General features: G+C 68.1%; 17 protein-coding genes. 5 read left to right on the top strand and 12 right to left on the bottom strand.

The features are described 5' to 3' along the window. Positions 1-32 precede the first annotated feature (32 nt). A complete protein-coding gene (locus ABD116_RS29860) occupies positions 33-1,430 on the top strand; it encodes an MFS transporter (RefSeq protein ID WP_343977668.1) in 1,398 nt (465 codons plus the stop codon). A gap of 3 nt (positions 1,431-1,433) precedes the next feature. Here ABD116_RS29860 and ABD116_RS29855 read toward each other — a convergent pair whose 3' ends face one another. Continuing rightward, positions 1,434-3,020, bottom strand: a complete 1,587-nt coding sequence (locus ABD116_RS29855; RefSeq protein ID WP_343977665.1) for an MDR family MFS transporter — start codon at positions 3,018-3,020, stop codon at positions 1,434-1,436. Then, the gene (locus ABD116_RS29850; RefSeq protein WP_343977662.1) at positions 3,020-3,529 is read right to left on the bottom strand and encodes a MarR family winged helix-turn-helix transcriptional regulator; all 510 of its coding nucleotides are present in this window, start codon (positions 3,527-3,529) and stop codon (positions 3,020-3,022) included. Before ABD116_RS29850 ends, ABD116_RS29855 begins: the two co-directional genes overlap by 1 nt. Positions 3,530-3,777: 248 nt before the next feature. Between ABD116_RS29850 and ABD116_RS29845 the strand changes: the two genes are divergently transcribed. After that, entirely contained in the window at positions 3,778-4,551 is a 774-nt protein-coding gene (locus ABD116_RS29845) for a toll/interleukin-1 receptor domain-containing protein (protein ID WP_343977659.1), read from the top strand. 237 nt (positions 4,552-4,788) lie between these two features. Here ABD116_RS29845 and ABD116_RS29840 read toward each other — a convergent pair whose 3' ends face one another. Next, the gene (locus ABD116_RS29840; RefSeq protein WP_343977656.1) at positions 4,789-5,634 is read right to left on the bottom strand and encodes a helix-turn-helix transcriptional regulator; all 846 of its coding nucleotides are present in this window, start codon (positions 5,632-5,634) and stop codon (positions 4,789-4,791) included. 167 nt (positions 5,635-5,801) lie between these two features. On the opposite strand from ABD116_RS29840, the gene ABD116_RS29835 reads away from it, so the two are divergent. Beyond that, complete coding sequence (locus ABD116_RS29835; RefSeq protein ID WP_343977653.1) at positions 5,802-6,602, top strand: SDR family oxidoreductase; 801 nt, start codon at positions 5,802-5,804, stop codon at positions 6,600-6,602. Here the strand turns inward: ABD116_RS29835 and ABD116_RS29830 are convergent. From ABD116_RS29830 to ABD116_RS29815, 4 genes are all read right to left on the bottom strand, one after another. Then, positions 6,513-7,253 (bottom strand): GNAT family N-acetyltransferase, encoded by a 741-nt coding sequence (locus ABD116_RS29830; RefSeq protein WP_343977650.1) that lies wholly within the window; start codon positions 7,251-7,253, stop codon positions 6,513-6,515. The genes ABD116_RS29835 and ABD116_RS29830 overlap by 90 nt on opposite strands. Before the next feature lie 88 nt (positions 7,254-7,341). Further along, positions 7,342-7,800 carry a MarR family winged helix-turn-helix transcriptional regulator gene (locus ABD116_RS29825; RefSeq protein ID WP_343977648.1) on the bottom strand — a complete coding sequence of 153 codons (459 nt, stop codon included), beginning with the start codon at positions 7,798-7,800 and terminating at the stop codon, positions 7,342-7,344. A gap of 5 nt (positions 7,801-7,805) precedes the next feature. Next, positions 7,806-8,567: an imidazole glycerol phosphate synthase subunit HisF gene (gene hisF / locus ABD116_RS29820; protein WP_343977645.1), complete on the bottom strand. Its 762-nt coding sequence runs from the start codon at positions 8,565-8,567 to the stop codon at positions 7,806-7,808. A gap of 58 nt (positions 8,568-8,625) precedes the next feature. Further along, complete coding sequence (locus ABD116_RS29815; RefSeq protein ID WP_343977642.1) at positions 8,626-9,432, bottom strand: helix-turn-helix domain-containing protein; 807 nt, start codon at positions 9,430-9,432, stop codon at positions 8,626-8,628. A 155-nt stretch (positions 9,433-9,587) separates the two neighbouring features. Between ABD116_RS29815 and ABD116_RS29810 the strand changes: the two genes are divergently transcribed. Continuing rightward, positions 9,588-10,274 (top strand): SDR family NAD(P)-dependent oxidoreductase, encoded by a 687-nt coding sequence (locus ABD116_RS29810; protein ID WP_343977639.1) that lies wholly within the window; start codon positions 9,588-9,590, stop codon positions 10,272-10,274. 33 nt (positions 10,275-10,307) lie between these two features. Next, positions 10,308-10,973, top strand: coding sequence for a hypothetical protein (locus tag ABD116_RS29805; protein WP_343977636.1), 666 nt, complete (start codon positions 10,308-10,310; stop codon positions 10,971-10,973). A 62-nt stretch (positions 10,974-11,035) separates the two neighbouring features. On the opposite strand, the gene ABD116_RS29800 is transcribed toward ABD116_RS29805, so the two are convergent. Genes ABD116_RS29800 through priA form a run of 5 tightly spaced genes read right to left on the bottom strand, consistent with a single transcriptional unit; the run spans position 11,036 to position 17,866 of the window. After that, positions 11,036-11,968, bottom strand: coding sequence for a lysophospholipid acyltransferase family protein (locus ABD116_RS29800; RefSeq protein WP_343977633.1), 933 nt, complete (start codon positions 11,966-11,968; stop codon positions 11,036-11,038). Next, on the bottom strand, positions 11,968-13,548 hold the full coding sequence (gene larAH, locus ABD116_RS29795; protein WP_343977631.1) for an NPN-dependent hydroxyacid isomerase, LarAH14/15/16 family: 1,581 nt from the start codon (positions 13,546-13,548) through the stop codon (positions 11,968-11,970). The genes ABD116_RS29800 and larAH overlap by 1 nt, the downstream gene beginning before the upstream one ends. Before the next feature lie 54 nt (positions 13,549-13,602). Beyond that, a complete protein-coding gene (locus ABD116_RS29790; protein WP_343977629.1) occupies positions 13,603-14,802 on the bottom strand; it encodes a zinc-dependent alcohol dehydrogenase in 1,200 nt (399 codons plus the stop codon). After that, the gene (locus ABD116_RS29785) at positions 14,799-17,096 is read right to left on the bottom strand and encodes an HAD-IB family hydrolase (RefSeq protein WP_343977626.1); all 2,298 of its coding nucleotides are present in this window, start codon (positions 17,094-17,096) and stop codon (positions 14,799-14,801) included. The genes ABD116_RS29790 and ABD116_RS29785 overlap by 4 nt, the downstream gene beginning before the upstream one ends. Further along, a complete protein-coding gene (gene priA, locus ABD116_RS29780; RefSeq protein WP_343977623.1) occupies positions 17,093-17,866 on the bottom strand; it encodes a bifunctional 1-(5-phosphoribosyl)-5-((5-phosphoribosylamino)methylideneamino)imidazole-4-carboxamide isomerase/phosphoribosylanthranilate isomerase PriA in 774 nt (257 codons plus the stop codon). Before priA ends, ABD116_RS29785 begins: the two co-directional genes overlap by 4 nt. Between the last annotated feature and the right edge of the window lie 82 nt (positions 17,867-17,948).

Below are 17,948 nucleotides of genomic sequence, written 5' to 3'. Positions count from 1 at the left end.
CGCAACCACCTGACCCGCCGTGAGGATCCGCCATGACCACTCCAGCCCAACCACCCGCCGATACCGGCGTGCCTGCATCGGCGCCAGCCGCCCTGGCGGGCCAGGAGACATCACCGGGCTCACCTCCGCCCTCCGCGCCGGGCGAGGCGGGCGAGGCGGGCGAGGCGGGCGAGGCGGGCGCCGGAGGTTCCGCCAGCTTGTGGCGGGATCGGCAGTTCCGGCGGTTCTGGTCGGCCCAGAGCGTTTCGGAGTTCGGCGACCGAGTCAGCGAGCTCGCTCTGCCCTTGATCGCAGTGACGTTGCTCAACGCTTCGCCGAGCCAGGTTGGTTTCCTGACCGCAGCGGTCTGGCTGCCGAACCTCGCGTCGTTGTTCATCGGGACCTGGGTCGACCAGCATCGGGACAAGCGGCCGTTGATGATTGCGGCCGATCTCGTCCGGACCGTCTTGCTGTTGTCGTTGCCGGTGGCCTACTGGCTGGACATCCTCAGTCTGGGCCAGCTGTACGCGATCGCGATCCTCGCCGGCACCGCGCACGTCGTCTTCAACACCGCCTATGCATCCTTCTTCGTACGACTGGTGAAGCGCGAGCAATACCTCGAAGCCAACAGCAAGCTCGCCTCCACCAGATCGATCTCGTTCATCGCCGGTCCAGCGGTCGGCGGTCTGCTGATCCAATGGCTGACGGCACCGATCGCACTCCTCGTCGACGCGTTGTCGTTCCTCTTCTCCGCGTTCCAGGTCAGCCGCCTCAAGGTCGAGCCGGGCGCGGCCGACGACGGCGAGGAGTCGTTGCTGACCAGGGCACGGGCCGGGATGAAGTACCTGCTCAAGCACCCGTACCTGCGCGCCAGTCTCGGCTGCGCGACCACGGTGAACTTCTTCAACATGATCGGGATGGCACTGCTGGTGCTGTTCGCCAGCCGCAACCTGGGCCTGTCGGCCGGCACCATCGGTGTCGCGTTCGGTGTCGGCGCCAGCGGTGGGCTCGTGGGAGCGCTCGCCGCGAACCGGCTGGCCCGGCTGATCGGCGCCGGGCGGCTGATCGCGCTCGGCTCGGTCGTCTTCCCGGCCTCGTTGGGGATCGTCGCGCTCGCCGGCGGACCGGTCTGGATGCGGGCTGCCACAGTCGCCGCCGCCGAGTTCGTCGGCGGGTTCGCGGTGATGTGCTTCGACGTACCGCTGAACTCGCTGCAGGCCTCGGTCACCCACGACCACATGCGCAGCCGGGTGGCCGGCGCGTTCAGCAGCATCAACTACGGCGTACGGCCGCTCGGCGCGGTGATCGGCGGCCTCCTCGGCACCTGGCTGGGTGTCCGGGAGACGCTGCTGATCTCCGCCGCCGGCGGCCTGCTCGCCGTACTGTGGCTGCTCCCCTCGCCGATCATCCGGACCCGCGACCTCGACGGGCTCGAACCACCGGCGATGTGACGGTCAGTCCAGCTCGATCGGCTCGTCGAGCTTGGCGACCGTACGTCGCAGCGGGATCTCCTTGATGAACAGGACCGCGATCAAGCTGACCAGCGCACAGGCGGCCGCGATCAGGAAGATGCGGCCGGTCGCATCGCCGTACGACTGCCGGACCAGCTCAGCCAACTGCGGGGGCAGGTGGTTGACGTCCAGCAGGCTCGTACCGTCCGAGCCACCCTGCTGGAGCTTGGCCGCAGCTGCCGCGCCACCCGGTCCGTGCAGGAGGCCCTCGATCAGCAGATCCTTGACCCGAGTGGCCAGGACGGCCCCGAGAACTGCGACTCCGACCGCACCGCCGAGGCTCCGGAAGAATGCCACGGACGCACTGGAGGCGCCGATCTCGCTGACGTCGACGGTGTTCTGTACGGCGAGCACCAGGTTCTGCATCATCATGCCCATCCCGATGCCCATGAAGAGCATGCCGAGACCGACGTACCAGTACGGGCTGGTGTGGTCGATGGTGCCGAGGATGCCCAGACCGGCCGTGAGCAGGACGCCGCCGGCGATCAGGTACCGCTTCCACTTGCCGAACCGCGTCACCATCTGGCCGGCTCCGACGGAGCCGATGAACGAGCCGAGCATCATCGGGATGGTCAGCAACCCGGCCTCGGTCGCGCTGTAGCCACGGGCGACCTGGAAGTACTGACCGAGGAAGAGCGCGCTGCCGAACATCGCGACGCCGACGGCCATGCTGGCCACGATCGCCAGCGCGGTGGTGCGCTGCCGGACCACCTTGAGCGGAACGAGCGGCTCGCGAACCCGGTTCTCGACCATCACGGTGAGGATGCCGAACAGGATCGTGCCACCGACGAACAGCACCGACTGCCAGGAGATCCAGTCGAAGTCGTGACCGGCGAAGGTCACCCAGAGCAGTGGCAGGCTGGCGGTGATGCTGATCAGCACCGCGCCGACGTAGTCGACCTTGACCTCACGCTTGAACAGGGGCAGGTGCAGGTACTTCTGCAGGATGACCAGGCTGATCACGGCGAGCGGGACGCAGACGTAGAAACACCAGCGCCAGCCGAGCCAGGAGGTGTCGACGATGACGCCGCCGATGAGCGGGCCGCTCACGGTGGCCACGGCCATCACGGCACCCATGTAACCGGAGTACCGGCCGCGGTCGCGGGGCGGGATCGCCGCACCGATGATCGCCTGGGCGAGCGCCATCAGACCACCCATGGCCAGACCCTGCAGCACACGCGCGCCGATCAGGAACGGCACGTTGTGGGCCATACCGGCGAGTGCGGAGCCGACGACGAACAGGCTGATCGCCAACTGGACGAGCAGCTTCTTGCTCATCAGGTCGGACAGCTTGCCCCAGATCGGGGTGGACACCGTGGTGGCCAGCAGGCTCGCGGTCAGGACCCAGGTGTACTGCGTCTGGGAGCCCTCGAGGTCGGCGATGATCGTCGGCAGGGCATTGCTGACGATGGTCGAGCTGAGCATCGCCGTGAACAGCGCGGCGAGCAGCCCGACCAGGATCTCGAGGATCTCGCGGTGGGTGAGTTCCGGCGCAGCGGGCGCTTGCGGCCGGGTCTCGGTGACAGTCATCAGTCTCCAGTCGAGGGGTTTGATTGCTTCGCGAACTCAGCGGCCTCGGTGACGGCGGAGGCCACGCGGCGCAGGGTTGCGGCAGCCGCGGCCAGTTCGTCGTCATCCCAGTCCGCCAGTGCGGAGCGGAGTTGCCAGGCGTAGCCGGCGTACAGAGCGTGCAGGCGGTCTCGGCCGCGTTCGCTGAGCTGGATCAGGGACACCCGGGCGTCTGCCGGGTCGGGCCGACGGCTCACCAGTCCGTCGGCTTCCAGCGCGGTCAACTGCCGGCTCACCACGGAGGCGTCGACACCCAGCTTGGTGGCGATCTCACCCCCGCGCTGCTCGCCGTCCTTGGCCAGGACCTTCAGCACACTCGCGTCGGCGCGCCGCAGCCCGGAGTCGGGCCACAGGTGCCGGTGCTCGATACAACGCACGGCCCGGATCAGCGAACTGACTCCATCGAGCACTTCGTGGGCCGGCGTATCCCGCTCCACCTCCGGGACAGAGGTCTGCTGGACTAGTTGCATACCCCAACTATATACACATTTAGTTGGTTTCTGCAACCATATGCGCGTACCGCACAGCTCCACTTACTTTTAGTGACTGCCAGCCGGGCGTAGGGCGACGATGACGACCCAGGTCCGCATCCCGCTTGCGGAAGACTCTCCAACGGAGTGCTTAACCGTGCCAGACCCTCCGACTGGAAACGATCCCGCCTGCCAGCCGATGTACAGGCCAGAAGACTGAAACGATACGAGACATCTACAGGAGAGAAATGACGGAGCAACTAGGTTGGGGCCCGGTAGTAGTCGAGTTCCCCGACCAATCCGCCCGGATCGGGTACTACGACGATGACGATGTGGACGACGACGGCAACCCGATTGCCATCGTCCACTTCAGTCCTCCCCCGTTTCTTTTCACCAACAGATACTACCTGATCCCCCCTTCATTCCTTGCCCCACTGAATACCGATATTCTCTGGACTCGACGTCAACAATTGCAGAATCAGCTCGCGAGTGGCCATCTTCCGAGCAAGAAGGGGAAGCAGAAACCGGTCAAGTTCAAGAAGCTGTACGCCCTCTCGCTAGAGCTTTCGTTCATCGACTCGCTTTTGTCAGACAGGATGCTCAGTGCGAGAAAGAATGAGGGACGGGTCGGCGGACAGCGCGTATTCATCTCGCATTCCTCGCTGGATATGGAGCAGGCCACCTGGCTGTCTGTCGATCTGGCAAGCGAAGGACATGCTCCGTGGCTCGACGAATGGCAGATCAAAGTGGGTGAGTCGATACCCAGTAAAATCGCACATGGAATCGATGACTGCGACTATCTACTTGTTCTCCTCAGTCCAAATTCCGTCGAATCCGGCTGGGTCGAACGTGAATGGTCAGCGAAGTACTGGTCAGAAGTTGAACAGGGACAGGTCAGCGTCATCCCGGTACTCATCGATGATTGCAAGATCCCCACATTGCTACGCACCAAAAAGTACGCGGACATCAGGAACGACTACAGGACCGGCTTGGAGCAGATCCTTGAAGCCTTAGCAAGCTGAAAAGGCCAAAGGGCAGCGGGGTACAGCCGCTAGGTCTTAGCTCCGCTGTACCGATTAGGCTCGGTTGCTTGTCGAAATGCTTGAAGCCTCGGCGATGATGCATTCGGGGTCAACACAGCCAGCGATCCACAGGTCGGATGGCAGCCGACCTCGATAACTCCGGCTAGGCATGTGCGATATTGATGCCAAGGTCCACCTGCTGCTCCGCCCGCGTGCTCCCGTCAGCTCAGGTCAGGTTCAGGCGGGCCGAGAGCCGGTCCAGCCCGTCAGTAGCTGGAGCGCCTGGGCGCTGGGGGTGCCGGGTTTGGTGAGGTAGACGAAGAGGGCCTGGTCCGGGTCGCCGGGGAAGGTGACCACCTCGGACTCGACGGTCAGGTCGCCGACCAGCGGGTGGTGCAGGTGTTTGGTGCCGTGGGCGAACTCGACGACCTTCTGCTTCGACCACCACTTGCGGAAGAGTTCGCTCTTGATCGACAGCTCGCCGACCAGTTCCGCGGTCTTGGGATCGTCGGGGTAGCGGGCCGCGTCCATCCGGAGCGCGCCGACGAGTTCCGCGACGACGGTCTCCCAGTCGTCGGCCCACAGCGACCGGGCCGCCTCGTCGAGCAGCACCCAGCGGGCCGCGTTGCGTTGCTTGGCCGGCATCGCGGGGAAGTCCGCCAGAAGTGCCCGTGCAGCCCGATTCGCGGCCAGTACGTCGGTACGCCGTCCGAGCACGTACGCCGGGTTGTCACCAAGACTCTCGATGAGCGCGAAGACGCCCGGCCGGACCAGCTGCCCGGAGCGGCCGGATCGGGTCCGCGGCCGTGGTCGCACGGCGACTGTCTGGAGGTAGGTTCGCTCGGCCCGGTCGAGCTGGAGGGCACCGGCGATCGCGTCCAGCACAGCGTCGGACGGTTCGATCGGACGACCCTGCTCGAGCCGGGTGTAGTAGTCGACGCTGACGCCGGCGAGCCTGGCTAGCTCCTCACGCCGCAGCCCGGGGACCCGGCGCTTCTGCTCGTCGACGATCCCGAGCGTCGCCGGATCCAGCGCCGCGCGCCGCGCCCGCAGGAAGTCGCCGAGCTCCTCGTTCCGGGTCATCTCCCCATGGTGCCGCACTCCCCCGGATGCCTGGCGCCATGGAGCTGGCCCTCCGCGTCCTAGGCAGCCGCGTCCCAGGATCCGGCGGGCCGATTTCGACCGCCTGGCAGGCCGATCGGGCGGGTTAGCTCGATGCCGTACGCAACCAACCATGAGGGAGATCTGACATGTCCAGTTGGCTCATCACCGGCGCCACCTCCGGCTTCGGCCGGCTCGTCGCGGACCGGGTCCTCGCGGCCGGGAACACCGTGATCGCGATCGGCCGCCGCACGGATCGTCTCGACGACCTGGTCGCTTCGGCTCCGGTCGGCCGAGTGATCCCGATCGCGCTCGACGTGACCGCGGCCGACGCCGAGCAGGTCATCGCGGCCGCGGTCGAAGGTACCGGCCGGCTCGATGTCGTGGTCAACAACGCCGGCTACGGATTGTTCGGGTCGGTCGAGCAGACCGGGGCGGAGGCCGCGAAGGCGATCTTCGACACCAATGTGCTCGCCAATCTCGCAGTACTGCGCGCGACGCTGCCGGCGATCCGCGCGTCGCAGGGCCGGATCATCCAGCTGTCGTCGCTGATCGGATCGTTCGCGTGGGCGTCGTCCGGCTTGTACTCCGCGTCGAAGGCCGCCGTGGAGTTGTTCAGCGAAGCGCTCGCGCTGGAACTCGCACCGACCGGCGCCAAGGTGACCATCATCCAGCCCGGCACCTTCGCGACCGAGTTCACCACCTCGGCCCACGTCGTCGCGCCCAACGAGGTCTATCTGCCGACCGTCGGCGCGTCCCTCGACCACATCTCCAAGCTGCCTGTCGAAGCGCTCGGTGATCCGGACACTGTCGCGGACGCCATCCTCGCCGTCGCCGGGATGCCCGAGCCGCCGCTGCGCCTACCCATCGGCCAGGACGCGATCGACGGCATCGGCAACGCCCTCCGAACCCGCCTGGCCGACCTTGCGGTAGCTACTGACCACCACTGATCGCCTGACCGTGAAACCCATCGCCTCATAAAGCCGGATCGCCCCCGCATTGCCCTCGAAGACATGCAGGAACGACCGATCACCCCGCTCCGACGCCCCTCGGAACACCCGCTCCATCAGCACGCCGGCGAGTCCACGGCCCCGGTACGCCGGGTCCGTGCAGACTCCGCTGATCTCGGTCCACCCGGCCGGCCGCATCCGCTCGCCCGCCATCGCAACCAACTTCTCGCCATCCCGCACCCCGTAATACGCCCCCAACTCCCCGGTCCTCACCCCGAACGGCCCCGGCTCGGTCCGCTGCGCCAGATCAAGCATCTCCGCCGCATCCGCCCCGCTCAGCCGCTCGATCACCACGTCATCAGCCGCCGCCCGAACCGTCAGCTCGCCAGACGCAACCATCTGCAGTACGGCGAACCGCCGGACCTCCTCGATCCCCACCGGCCACCGCTCCGGCCCGTTCACCAGCACGATGGCGTCATCCCCCGCCAACGCGATCAGCTGCTCCCAGTCAGCCTCATCGGCATCCCCCGGCAACCCCATGAACGGCGAAACCTCCACCGGATACCTGGCCACCCGCCCGGCCGTGATCGCCAGCCCCCGATGGGTCCCCAGCAACGAACTCAACACCGGATTGTCCAAGACGTTGTCCACGCCGCGACTATAGGCATCTCACCCAGCCGCCCAGCCGCTCATCCTGGCCCTCCGCGACCCACCCCTGCGCGGCGGCCAGGGCCGATTACTAGCTCAGGTCGAGGTTCAGGCGGGCCAACAGGCGGGCCAGGGCTGCCAGGTCGGGGGTTTCCCAGCGGTCGAGGATGGCCCGGAACTCGGCTTGGCGCTGGATTCGCATGGCGCCGAAGCGTTCGGCGCCGGTTTCGGTGAGGCGGAGGAGGCGGGCCCGGCCGTCGTCGGGGTCGCCTACTCGCTCGATCAGGCCGAGGGTCTCCAGCTGGCTGAGGCCGCGGCTGACGGTGGACTTGTCGAGGCCGAGCGCCTGGGCGACATCGGAGGCCCGGACGCCGGCACGACCGGAGGCGGTGCCGAACTCGATCTGCGAGATCAGCGCGTAGCCGGCGGCGTCCATCTCGGGGTGCACCCGACGGGCCATCATCATCTGGGCCGAGCGCGACCGGCGGAACAGGTTGGACAGCTCGTGCTCGACGTCAGCGACCAGCCGCTGACTGTTCTCGGTCACCATGTCGCTCACCTGACCACGACGCCGGCGTCGCGGAGGGCCTTCTTCACGTCCGCGATCCGCAGGTCGCCGAAGTGGAAGACACTGGCCGCCAGTACCGCGTCCGCGCCCGCCTCGACCGCCGGCGGGAAGTGCTCGGGCAGCCCCGCTCCCCCACTCGCGATCAGCGGTACGTCGACCACCGCGCGCACCGCCCGGATCAGCTCCAGGTCGAAACCCTTTTTGGTGCCGTCGGCATCCATCGAGTTGAGCAGGATCTCGCCCGCTCCCAACTCGGCGCCGCGCCGCGCCCACTCGATCGCGTCCAGCCCGGCCGACTTCCGCCCACCGTGCGTCGTCACCTCGAAACCACTCGGCTGCCCGGCGGACCGGCGGACATCCAGAGAAAGCACCAGCACCTGATTGCCGAACCGGTGCGCGATCTCCTCGATCACGGCCGGCCGCGCGATCGCGCCGGTGTTGATCCCGACCTTGTCCGCCCCGGCGCGCAACAGTCGATCCACATCAGCCGCCTCGCGCACCCCACCACCCACAGTCAGCGGAATGAACACCTGCTCAGCCGTCCGCCCGACCACCTCGTACGTCGTCTCCCGCGACCCGGACGAAGCGGTGATGTCGAGGAAGGTCAGCTCATCGGCCCCTTCGGCGTCGTACAACCGGGCCATCTCCACCGGATCCCCGGCATCGCGCAGATCGGCAAAATTGACACCCTTGACCACCCGGCCCGCATCAACGTCCAGGCAGGGGATCACACGCACGGCGAGGCTCACGCGCCAAGGGTACCGACCAGCCCGGCAAGACTGCCGCCGATACCGATGGTTGAGCGACCTAGCCGGTAACGGCCAGCGGTCGGCTCGCCGCGGACGCCAGCAGGGCCAGCTTGTCCGCATCGCTCGACCCGGCGTCGGGGTGATACACGACCAGCTTCAGACCGGCTGCTCCGTCGATCTGCAGTCGCTCGCGGTTCAGGGTCAGTTCGCCGACCAGCGGATGATTGATCCGGAGCGGCCCGCCACGCTGACCACGGACCTCGTGGCGGGCCCAGAGTGCGCGGAACCGGTCGCTCGCGCCGGACAGTTCGCCGATCAGCTCGAGCAGGCGCGGATCGTCGACGTCGTGACCCACGGACTGCCGCAGGTTCGCGATCAGGCACTCGGTGACGTCTTGCCAATCCGGATGCAGAGCCTGCTCCGCCGGCTCCAGGAACAAGTCGCGCAACTGGTTGCCACCCACGGCCAGACCGGGAGACAACGCCCGGGCCAGACTGTTGGAGGCCAGGATGTCGAAGTACCGGCCTTCGATGAAAGCAGGCTGCGCCAGGGAGTCCAGGAGCTTGAGCGCACCGGACGGTGGGATCTCCGCGGACGCTCGATGGCCACCCGCCCGAGGCGCCTCGGAGACGAGGGACTTGAGGTGAGCGAGGTGGTCGTCGTCGAGCCGTAGTACGCGCGCGATCGACTCGAGCACCTGGATGGACGGGTTGCGATCCCGGCCGCGCTCGAGCCGCAGGTAGTAGTCGGCGCTGATGCCGGCCAGCATGGCGACCTCCTCGCGCCGCAGACCGGGTACCCGCCTGACGCCGACCTCAGGAAGGCCCGCCTGCTGAGGCGTCACAAGCTCGCGCCGGGCCCGCAAGAACGCACCGAGCAAGTTGCGTCCGGCCCGGCCGTTCAGCAGAGGGGGTCCTGCGACACCCCGGGCTGGAGAGGGCTCTGGTTGCGGCGACTGGCTGCTCATAGCGTCTTCAACGGTCCACTCGGGCCGGATATTTCGACAGGAGACGCAGACGTATGACGGTCACACTGATCACCGGAGCCAACAAGGGCATCGGTTTCGAGACAGCCAGACAGCTCCTCGAGCTAGGGCACGTGGTCTACCTCGGGGCACGGGACGTCGAGCGGGGTGAGCAGGCCGCGGCAGCGCTCGGCGCGCGGTTCGTCCAGCTCGATGTGACCGACGACGACTCGGTGGGCAAGGCGCTGGCGACGATCGGCGCGGACGAGGGCCGGCTCGATGTTCTGGTACACAACGCGGGAGTCCTCGGCGACGGAACCATCGACGGACCGAAAGCGCTCCGGGTGTTCGACACCAACGCGGTCGGGATCGTCCGGGTGACGGAGGCGGCCCTTCCGTTGCTGCGCAGGTCCACCAATCCCGTCGTCGTGACGGTGTCGAGCAGCGCCGGATCGTTCTGGGCGGTGAACAACCCCGACCGGCCGGAGTACCACCTGCCGGTCGCGCTCTACTCGGCGTCCAAGGCAGCGGCCACCATGCTGACGATCCAGTACGCCAAGGCGGAGCCCGGGATCAGGTTCAACGCGGTCGAGCCCGGCACCACCGCCACCGACATGACCGCGGCCTTCGGAATCGGCCGGTCACCCGAGCAGAGTGCGGCCTTCGTGGTCCGGCTGGCCACCATAGGCCCGGACGGTCCGACCGGAACCTTCCAGGACGAGACCGGAGAACTGCCCTGGTGAGCCACCGCCGAGCCACTAGGCCAGACTTGGCCAGTGAAGATTCCCAGACCGTGGCAGAAGAAGCCGGCAGCTGAGCTCGCCACCGAGATGCGGACGCCACCGCCCGAGCTGGTCGCCGAAGCGGCCCGTACTCCGGGTGGCTGGGTCTACGACATCGACGCGGACTGGGTGGACGATCCGGACAGCGCGGTACCGCCCGAGGCGATCCGCGGCGGTTGGCGCGTCGACGACTCCGGCCAGCTCACCGGCGAGTTCGTCCCCAACGCGAAGCACACACCCCCACGGGACGATTTCAGCGCGCTCACCGAGCCGGACCACTGGCTCGAGTGGCTGGGGAAGAATCCCGGCCAGGTTGTCCGCGACAGCATCGAGATGTCGCTGGCCGAACAGGTCGCGGGCGCCAAGGTCCAGTGGTTGAGGTTCAGGGACGAGCCGGCGTTCGTGACCGGTGGGAAGCCGCTGCCGGACGATCCGGGCAAGGCGCAGGTGGTGCGGACCGGTCTGGCCGTGGAGTTCATTCTGGCGGTCTTGCGGCCGTCGGGTGAGCGGGATGTGCTGACCGGCGTTTACACGCTGGCCGTCGCCGGGATGGACGAGCCGGAGGCGCGGGAGCGGTCGTGGCTCGATCTCGGCGCCGGGATCGAGCAGGTCGGCCCGCTGCTGGAGACTCGCCTGTACGAGCTGGATCAGCAGAGCTGAACTCGCGAGCGATGAACAGCACAAGGGCGGCCGCTGAGCGACCGCCCTTCTGATTTCGAGCTTTACTTCCAGGCCCTGCGCTTCTGCTCTGCAGGCTTGACCGGCGTGGTGGACGCCCAGACTCGGCGCCAGCGGGCGGCGTCGGGGCCGGATTGGGATGGGGATGCGCCGGCGGCTACCCGGCGACGGGCCTCCCACCAGGTGGATGCCTCTTCGTCCAGCAGGGCCGACACAGCGGCCGAGATGCGTGGGGCGAAGTCGCGGGCCGACTCGCCCTCGGCCGGGTACAGCGGGTCGCCGTACCGGACTGCGACCGTCGGGCGACCGGGAACCGGCCAGCCGCGGCCGCGCGGCATCGCGGCGAAGGAGCCCTTGATGCCGACCGGGATCACCGGGACGCCTTGCTCGACGGCGATGTACGCCGCGCCCATCCGGAAGCGTTCCATCCAGCCGTCGGGCGAGCGGGTGCCCTCGGGGAAGACGACGACGTTCCAGCCGTCCGCGAGCAGGTCGCCCGGGGTCGCGCTGAGCTTGCCGCCGCGGCGCTCGATCGGGAACGTGTTGAACACGATCGCCGACGCGGTCGCCCGCCACCACGTGTCGAAGAAGTAGTCCGCCGCGGCAGCGACGGCCGTCTTACGACGCATGTCGTCGGGCAGCGTGCAGAGCACCAGCGGCGTGTCCAGGTGAGACGAGTGGTTCGCCACGATGACGGCCGGCCCGTGCACCTTGCGCAGCGAGTCGAGCCCGCTCACCTGCGGGTTCACCTCGAAGCGGAGTACCGAGTTCAGGGCGCCCTTCTGCAGGACCTCCCGGACCGCGATCGCCGCGGGCGTCCGCGCCCACCGCGTCGGGAAGACCGACGACTCCTTCTTCACCACGTACGGCTCGGCCGACCGCGGCACCTGCTGACGCCGTCCCCAGCGGAAGCCGCGCGCGACCTGCTTCACGTCCCGCGCGGTGTCCCGGCTGAACCGGACCAGGCTCGCGCCCATCAGCGGACGTCCGCGAGCAGGTGCGGCGGGTTGTGCAGGTACGTGATCGACGGCGAGCGGCCGACCGAGTGGCTGACCATCTCGAGCGCGTCCTGCAGCGTCGACGCCGACCGGAAGCCCATCCGCTCGACCGTCTTGCGGTTCGCGCCGACCCAGACGATGTCGCCGCAGTGGTCCAGCGCGTGGCTGATCCAGTACCACATGTAGAACGGGTGCACGCCGTGGTACGCGTTCGAGGTGCGGTACAGGTGGATGTACCACGGGTCCTCGGCGTACTGCTTCTCGAACTTCGCCTCGATGGTGGCCGGGTCGGTCGACTCCGACAGCACCTCCTCGAAGAAGTCCACGTACGACGGGTGGTGCAGCTGGCTGAACTCGTAGTCGACCGGGTGGTACAGGATCACCGCGCCGTCCTTGCGGACGATCGGCTGGCCGAGGTAGGAGTTGAAGTAGTAGCCCAGTCCCATGCAGGCGGCCAGGATCGGGTTCATCACCGAGTTCACGTTGTACGGGCCGACGAACGGCACGCCCATGATCGCCACGTCGGCCTGGCCCTGGACCTCGACCTTGTGCTGGCGGTGCACCGCCTCGATGGTCTTCTCGTGCACCGGCTCGATCTTGCCCGCGGTGACGCCGGTCAGGCCGTAGTTGGCCCGGACGTCCTGGAAGATCTTGCGCCGGATCCGGGTCGGCGCGACGTCCAGCCCGCGCTTGGCGCCGAGGTAGGCGGCCTGGTCCTTGATCGACCACTCCCACTCGCGCTTCTGCAGGAACTCCAGCGGCCCGCCGAAGATGTCGTTGTTCAGCGTGGTCTCGATCTGGAAGACCTTGACGTGCTGGGTGAGGATCTCGCCCATCCGCCAGGCCGACTCGTGCATCTTCGACCGCTTGTGGTCCATGAAGGAGCGCGAGTGGATCATCGTGTGGCTGTTGTGGTGGTGCTTCAGCGACTTGTACGACGCCAGCCCGATCGACGTCGACTTGTGGCCGCCGTCCATCGCCACCAGGTTCACGTTCACGTAGACCAGCAGGTCGGACTCGGCCGCCCGCTTGGAGATCTCGACGTCCTCGCCGTGCCGGGTCTGCCCCAGGTGGGCCAGGTTCGCCTCGTCCTCGGCGTCGAAGTTGTACAGCTTGCCGTCGGGGTAGAACGACCGGAAGACCCGCTCGCCGACGATGTCGCGCAGCTCGTTCGGAGTGAGCCGGCGGTGCAGCGCGTTGGCCGAGATCAGCTCGACGTCGTCGACGCCCGCGTCGGCGGCCATCGTCAGCACCTGCTCGATGATCCGCTGCCGGATGTCGGGCTTCTTCATCGGCGGCAACGGGATCGAGATGTCGTCGAACGCGATGGTCAGCTTCATCCCGGCGAACAGCAGCTCCGGCAGTGGCTCGGACTCCAGCGGGTTGAGCAGCGCGTTCTGGATCGCCTCCTCCACGTCGCGCACGGCCGGCAGCGACTCCGGCGGGTACACCACCCGGGTACCGAGCGGGAACCGCTCCAGCAGGAAACCCTCACCGTTGTGCACGAGCAGCGGCGGCGTCCGGTCGTCCACCTCAAGCACAAACCCTGGCCGAGACATGTCAGAACCTCTCTCGTCGTACGTTCAACGGTGCAGCAACAACAGTGGCGGCGATCATGATGCCCTCACATCGAAGGCGACCTTCACGGTGCCCAGGCGACCGGCCGACTGCGCGTGGTCGAGCGCCTCACGCCACCGGTAGAGCGGGTACCGCGCCCCGACGACCCCGTCCAGCGGAGCCTTCTGGGCCATCTCCAGCGCGGTCTCGAAGGCGGGACGCCCGTTCGGCTCCTCCCGCGAGGACGCGTACGTCCCGGTCAGCTCCAACTCACGGAACCACACCGGCGACAGATCCGCACCCGTCGACGGCATGCCCGCCAGCACCACCCGGCCGCCGGCCTTGGTGACCCGCAGCACGGTGTCGATCGAGTCCTTGCTGCCGACCGCGTCGACGGCGACGTCGACCCCGCCGAGCAGGAACTCCTTGGCGTTCAGATCCGGCTTCAGCCGGAAGGCACCGGTGGCCCGGCGGACGCCCCGGAAGACCTCGTCGGGCGCGACCACGTCGCTCGCCCCGAACGCCCGGGCCAGCTCACGCTGCTTCGGGTGCTTGGCGACGACGGTGATCCGGCCGGCCTGGGTCAGCTCGCGCAGGGCGAGCGTCGCGAACAGCCCGACAGCGCCGGCGCCACTGACCAGTACGGACTGGCCCGGCTCGATCTTGGCCCGGAGCGCGGTGTGCACGGCACCGGCCAGCGGCTCGACCAGGACTGCCCGCTCATCGGAGAGGCCTTCCGGTACGGCGTACAGCTGGCTGCGGTGAGCCACCATGACGTTGCCCCAGCCGCCACCGGTGTCCTGGCAGAAGCCGGTCTGGAGTCCGGGCGAGACATGGCCGACGGTGATCCGGTCGCACAGGCTGGTACGGCCCGACGAGCAGCTCTCGCACGGCTCCACGCCACGCGCGGCACAGGTGAGGACCGAGTCCATCACCACGCGGGTGCCCTTCGGCAGGTCCTCGCAGTCGTCGAGCAGCTCGCCGACGATCTCGTGGCCCGGTACGAACGGCAGCGACACCAGCGCGGAGAAGTACAGCTTGGTGTGGCCGGTGACCATGCCGAGGTCGGAGCCGCAGATGCCGGACAGGATCGGCCGGATCCGCGCCCAGCCCTCCCGGTCGGCCTTCGGCTCGTCGATCGTGACGAGCCGGAGCGGCGCGGCCGGGCCGGTCAGGATGGCCGGGATCCGGCTGCCCATCGCCTTCGCGGCCAGGAACTTGGCCGGTGAGCGGTACATCTCGAGCGCGAGCATCATCGGGCGTTCACCCCGGGGATCTCCAGACGCGAAGAAGTGGCGGGTGTCTTCCAGTCGACGATCTGCCAGCGCGCGGCCCGGGCGGCCCGGAACAGCGACACGTCCGGCGAGACGGCGACCGGGTTGCCGACGGTGGTCAGCATCGGCAGGTCCGAGTGGCTGTCGGCGTAGGCGTACGACTTGGACAGGTCGATGTTCGTGCCGCGGGCGCGGTGCTTGATCCACGCGGCGCGTGACTCGCCCACCAATGGAGGGCCGGTCAGGTACCCGGTGCAGCGGCCGCGGTCGTCGACGGCCAGCTCGGCCGCGACGATCTCGTCGAACAGCGACTCCAGCGGCCGGGTCAGCGGCCGGACGGCGCCGGTGATCAGGATCGTCCGGTGACCGGCCGCCTTGTGCTCGCGGATCCGCCGGACGGCAGCCCCGCTCAGCCGCTCGAGCACGTGGCCGGCCAGCGTCTCGTCGACGATCTTGTTGAGCTCTTCGAGTTCGGCGCCCTGGTACCGGCGGTAGATCGTCCGCAGGAAGGTGCCGCGGTCCTTGCGCTCGGCCGAGATCAGCTTCGGCAGCTTGCGCAGCATCGCGCCGATCTCACCGACCCGCTGGTGGCTGTCCAGCTCGGGCAGCCGCATCCACAGGTAGGTCTCGATCACGTTCGACGACAGCAGCGTGCCGTCCATGTCGAAGGCGGCGATGATCTCGGAGTCCTCCGAGGGCGTCACCTTCTTCAGCACGCCGGCCGACTCGGCCAGCGACTTGTTCCGCTTCTTCCGGACCACGTCCAGCCGGCGCAGCGAGTCGGTGACGCTCGGGCAGTGCACTTCCTGCAGGTAGTGCTGCCAGTCGACGATCGAGGTGTCGCACCAGAACTTCTCCTGGTCGTCGCCCTCCAGCGCGTTGTGCAGGGCGAGCACGTTGTCGTCGATGAACTGCAGCTCGGCCTGCGCGTACTCGGAGTACAGGTCCATGTAGCGGCGGAGGAAGTCGATCCGGCGCTTCTGCACGTCCAGCTCGCGGGCGTACTTGCGGGTCCGCTCGCCGCGCGGCGCGTGCATGATGATCTGGTCGGCGATCTTGTGCGCCTTCTCGCCGTACCGCAGCATGCTCTCGACCGAGTCGCCGCCGGGGAACTTCCAGACCGGCAGCCGGACCGCGCCGCGCTCGCCCAGGTCGAACGGGTGCTTGGAGAAGTACGCGCGGACACCGGCGTACAGCTGCTCGAAGGTCAGCGGGTTCCGGGCGCCGGAGCTGACGTGGTAGTACTCCGGCTTCGACAGCTCGGGCTCGGTCGCCATCACCGCGCAGATCGCGCCGACGACGTGGTCGACCGGGATGATCTCGACGACCGAGTCGGGGCTGGCCGGGAACTCCGGCAGCTCACCGCGGCCGTAGGCCAGGATCAGCGGCTCGGCCATCTTGAAGCCCTCGATCCAGCCCGGGTGCGGGCTCTGGACCGCGGACTCGATGATGGCCGGCCGGACGATCGAGGTCGGCAGCTTGGCCGCGAACTCCTCGACCACCCGCTCGCCCAGCGCCTTGGTGAAGGTGTAGCAGTCGGTCCAGCCGAGGCTGCGGGCGCGCTCGGTGCCGGTCTCGATCAGCTTCTTGGCGACCCACTCGGTACGCCGGCGCTCGGTGTCGGCCGCCGCGGTCAGGTGACCGGCCCGGCGGTGCAGCTTCTCCGACTCCTTGCGGAACTTGATCAGCATCGCGGCGCTGCGCGAGGTCTCCTCGATCCGCGCCTTCATCGCCATCCCGGCCTCGGCCTCGGTGCGCCAGTCGACGTTGTGGTCGACCGGGGCCTCCGGGATCGCGCCGCGGCGACGGCCGGCGGTGTAGGCGGTGGAGATGTGGACGTAGTGCACCGGACGGCCGTCGCTGGCCTCGACGATGCGCTCGAGCAGGCTCTTGGTGCCCAGCACGTTGGTGGTGAACGCCTCGTGGATCGGCGGGTCGAAGGAGACGTCGCCGGCGCAGTGCACCACGATGTCGAGATCCTTCGGCAGCGCCGGTACGTCGGACAGGTCGCCCTCGACGACCTCGACCCGGGCGGCGGTGAGTTCGGCGGCGTCGGCGTACGGGGTGCCCTCGCCGTAGAACGGCTTGAAGATGTCCTTCTTGAGCATCTGCGCCATCCGGTCGGTGCCCTTGAGGGACCCCTTCGGGCGGATGATCGCGACCACCGTGGTACCGGGCAGGTCCCCGATCATCCGGTGCAGCAGGGCCTCACCGACGAATCCGGTGATGCCGGTGACCAGGACCTTCTTGCCTGCCAGCTTGTCGGCAAGGCTCACTTGTCGCCTCCACGGGTGAGTTCGAGTGCCTCGGTCAGGGTGAACGCGCCGGCGTACAGGGCCTTGCCGACGATGACGCCTTCGACGCCGTCGCTGACCAGCGTGCTCAGCGCACGCAGGTCGTCCAGGCTGGAGACGCCGCCGGAAGCGACGATCGGCTTCTCGGTGCGCGCGCACAGGTCGCGGTACAGGTCGAGGTTGGGGCCCTGCAGCATGCCGTCCTTGGTGACGTCGGTGACGACGTACCGCTCACAGCCGGCCCGCTCGAGTCGCTCGAGCACCTCGTACAGGTCGCCACCTTCTTTGGTCCAGCCGCGGGCGGCCAGCGTGCGGCCGCGGACGTCCAGGCCGATCGCGACGCGGTCGCCGTACTGCGAGATGATCCGGTCACACCACTCCGGGTCCTCCAGCGCGGCGGTGCCGATGTTGACCCGGCGCGCGCCGGTCGCCAGGGCGGCCTCGAGAGAGTCGTCGTCGCGGATGCCGCCGGACAGCTCGACCTGTACGTCGAGCTTGCCGGTCACCTCGGCGAGCAACTCACGGTTGCTGCCACGACCGAACGCGGCATCAAGATCGACCAGGTGGATCCAGTCCGCGCCGGCCTCCTGCCAGGCCATCGCCGCGGCCAGCGGGTCACCGTAGGAGGTCTCGCTCCCGGCCTCGCCCTGGACCAACCGAACAGCCTGCCCATCCGCCACATCGACGGCAGGCAGCAGCACCAGAGTCCCAGACCGGGGCGGTGGGGTGGGGGCCGAATCAGACACTGACATGGCCCACACCCTAGATGGCGAAGCCGGCGGTTTTGTAACCCAGTGCCCCGCTGAGTCGTTGAGATCGGATCTGTCGCAGCAA

Source organism: Kribbella koreensis (assembly GCF_039525325.1).
Taxonomy (GTDB): domain Bacteria; phylum Actinomycetota; class Actinomycetes; order Propionibacteriales; family Kribbellaceae; genus Kribbella; species Kribbella koreensis.
The sequence above is the reverse complement of the archived record's forward strand: the minus strand, read 5'-3'. Positions and strand labels throughout refer to the sequence as shown.

What these genes read in the sequence shown, in the direction of transcription:
- ABD116_RS29860 (WP_343977668.1), top strand. Translation starts at nt 33, where the DNA reads ATGACCACTCCAGCCCAACCACCCGCCGATACCGGCGTGCCTGCATCG.
- ABD116_RS29855 (WP_343977665.1), bottom strand. Translation starts at nt 3,020, where the DNA reads ATGACTGTCACCGAGACCCGGCCGCAAGCGCCCGCTGCGCCGGAACTC.
- ABD116_RS29850 (WP_343977662.1), bottom strand. Translation starts at nt 3,529, where the DNA reads ATGCAACTAGTCCAGCAGACCTCTGTCCCGGAGGTGGAGCGGGATACG.
- ABD116_RS29845 (WP_343977659.1), top strand. Translation starts at nt 3,778, where the DNA reads ATGACGGAGCAACTAGGTTGGGGCCCGGTAGTAGTCGAGTTCCCCGAC.
- ABD116_RS29840 (WP_343977656.1), bottom strand. Translation starts at nt 5,634, where the DNA reads ATGACCCGGAACGAGGAGCTCGGCGACTTCCTGCGGGCGCGGCGCGCG.
- ABD116_RS29835 (WP_343977653.1), top strand. Translation starts at nt 5,802, where the DNA reads ATGTCCAGTTGGCTCATCACCGGCGCCACCTCCGGCTTCGGCCGGCTC.
- ABD116_RS29825 (WP_343977648.1), bottom strand. Translation starts at nt 7,800, where the DNA reads ATGGTGACCGAGAACAGTCAGCGGCTGGTCGCTGACGTCGAGCACGAG.
- ABD116_RS29810 (WP_343977639.1), top strand. Translation starts at nt 9,588, where the DNA reads ATGACGGTCACACTGATCACCGGAGCCAACAAGGGCATCGGTTTCGAG.
- ABD116_RS29800 (WP_343977633.1), bottom strand. Translation starts at nt 11,968, where the DNA reads ATGGGCGCGAGCCTGGTCCGGTTCAGCCGGGACACCGCGCGGGACGTG.
- larAH (WP_343977631.1), bottom strand. Translation starts at nt 13,548, where the DNA reads ATGTCTCGGCCAGGGTTTGTGCTTGAGGTGGACGACCGGACGCCGCCG.
- ABD116_RS29790 (WP_343977629.1), bottom strand. Translation starts at nt 14,802, where the DNA reads ATGATGCTCGCGCTCGAGATGTACCGCTCACCGGCCAAGTTCCTGGCC.
- priA (WP_343977623.1), bottom strand. Translation starts at nt 17,866, where the DNA reads ATGTCAGTGTCTGATTCGGCCCCCACCCCACCGCCCCGGTCTGGGACT.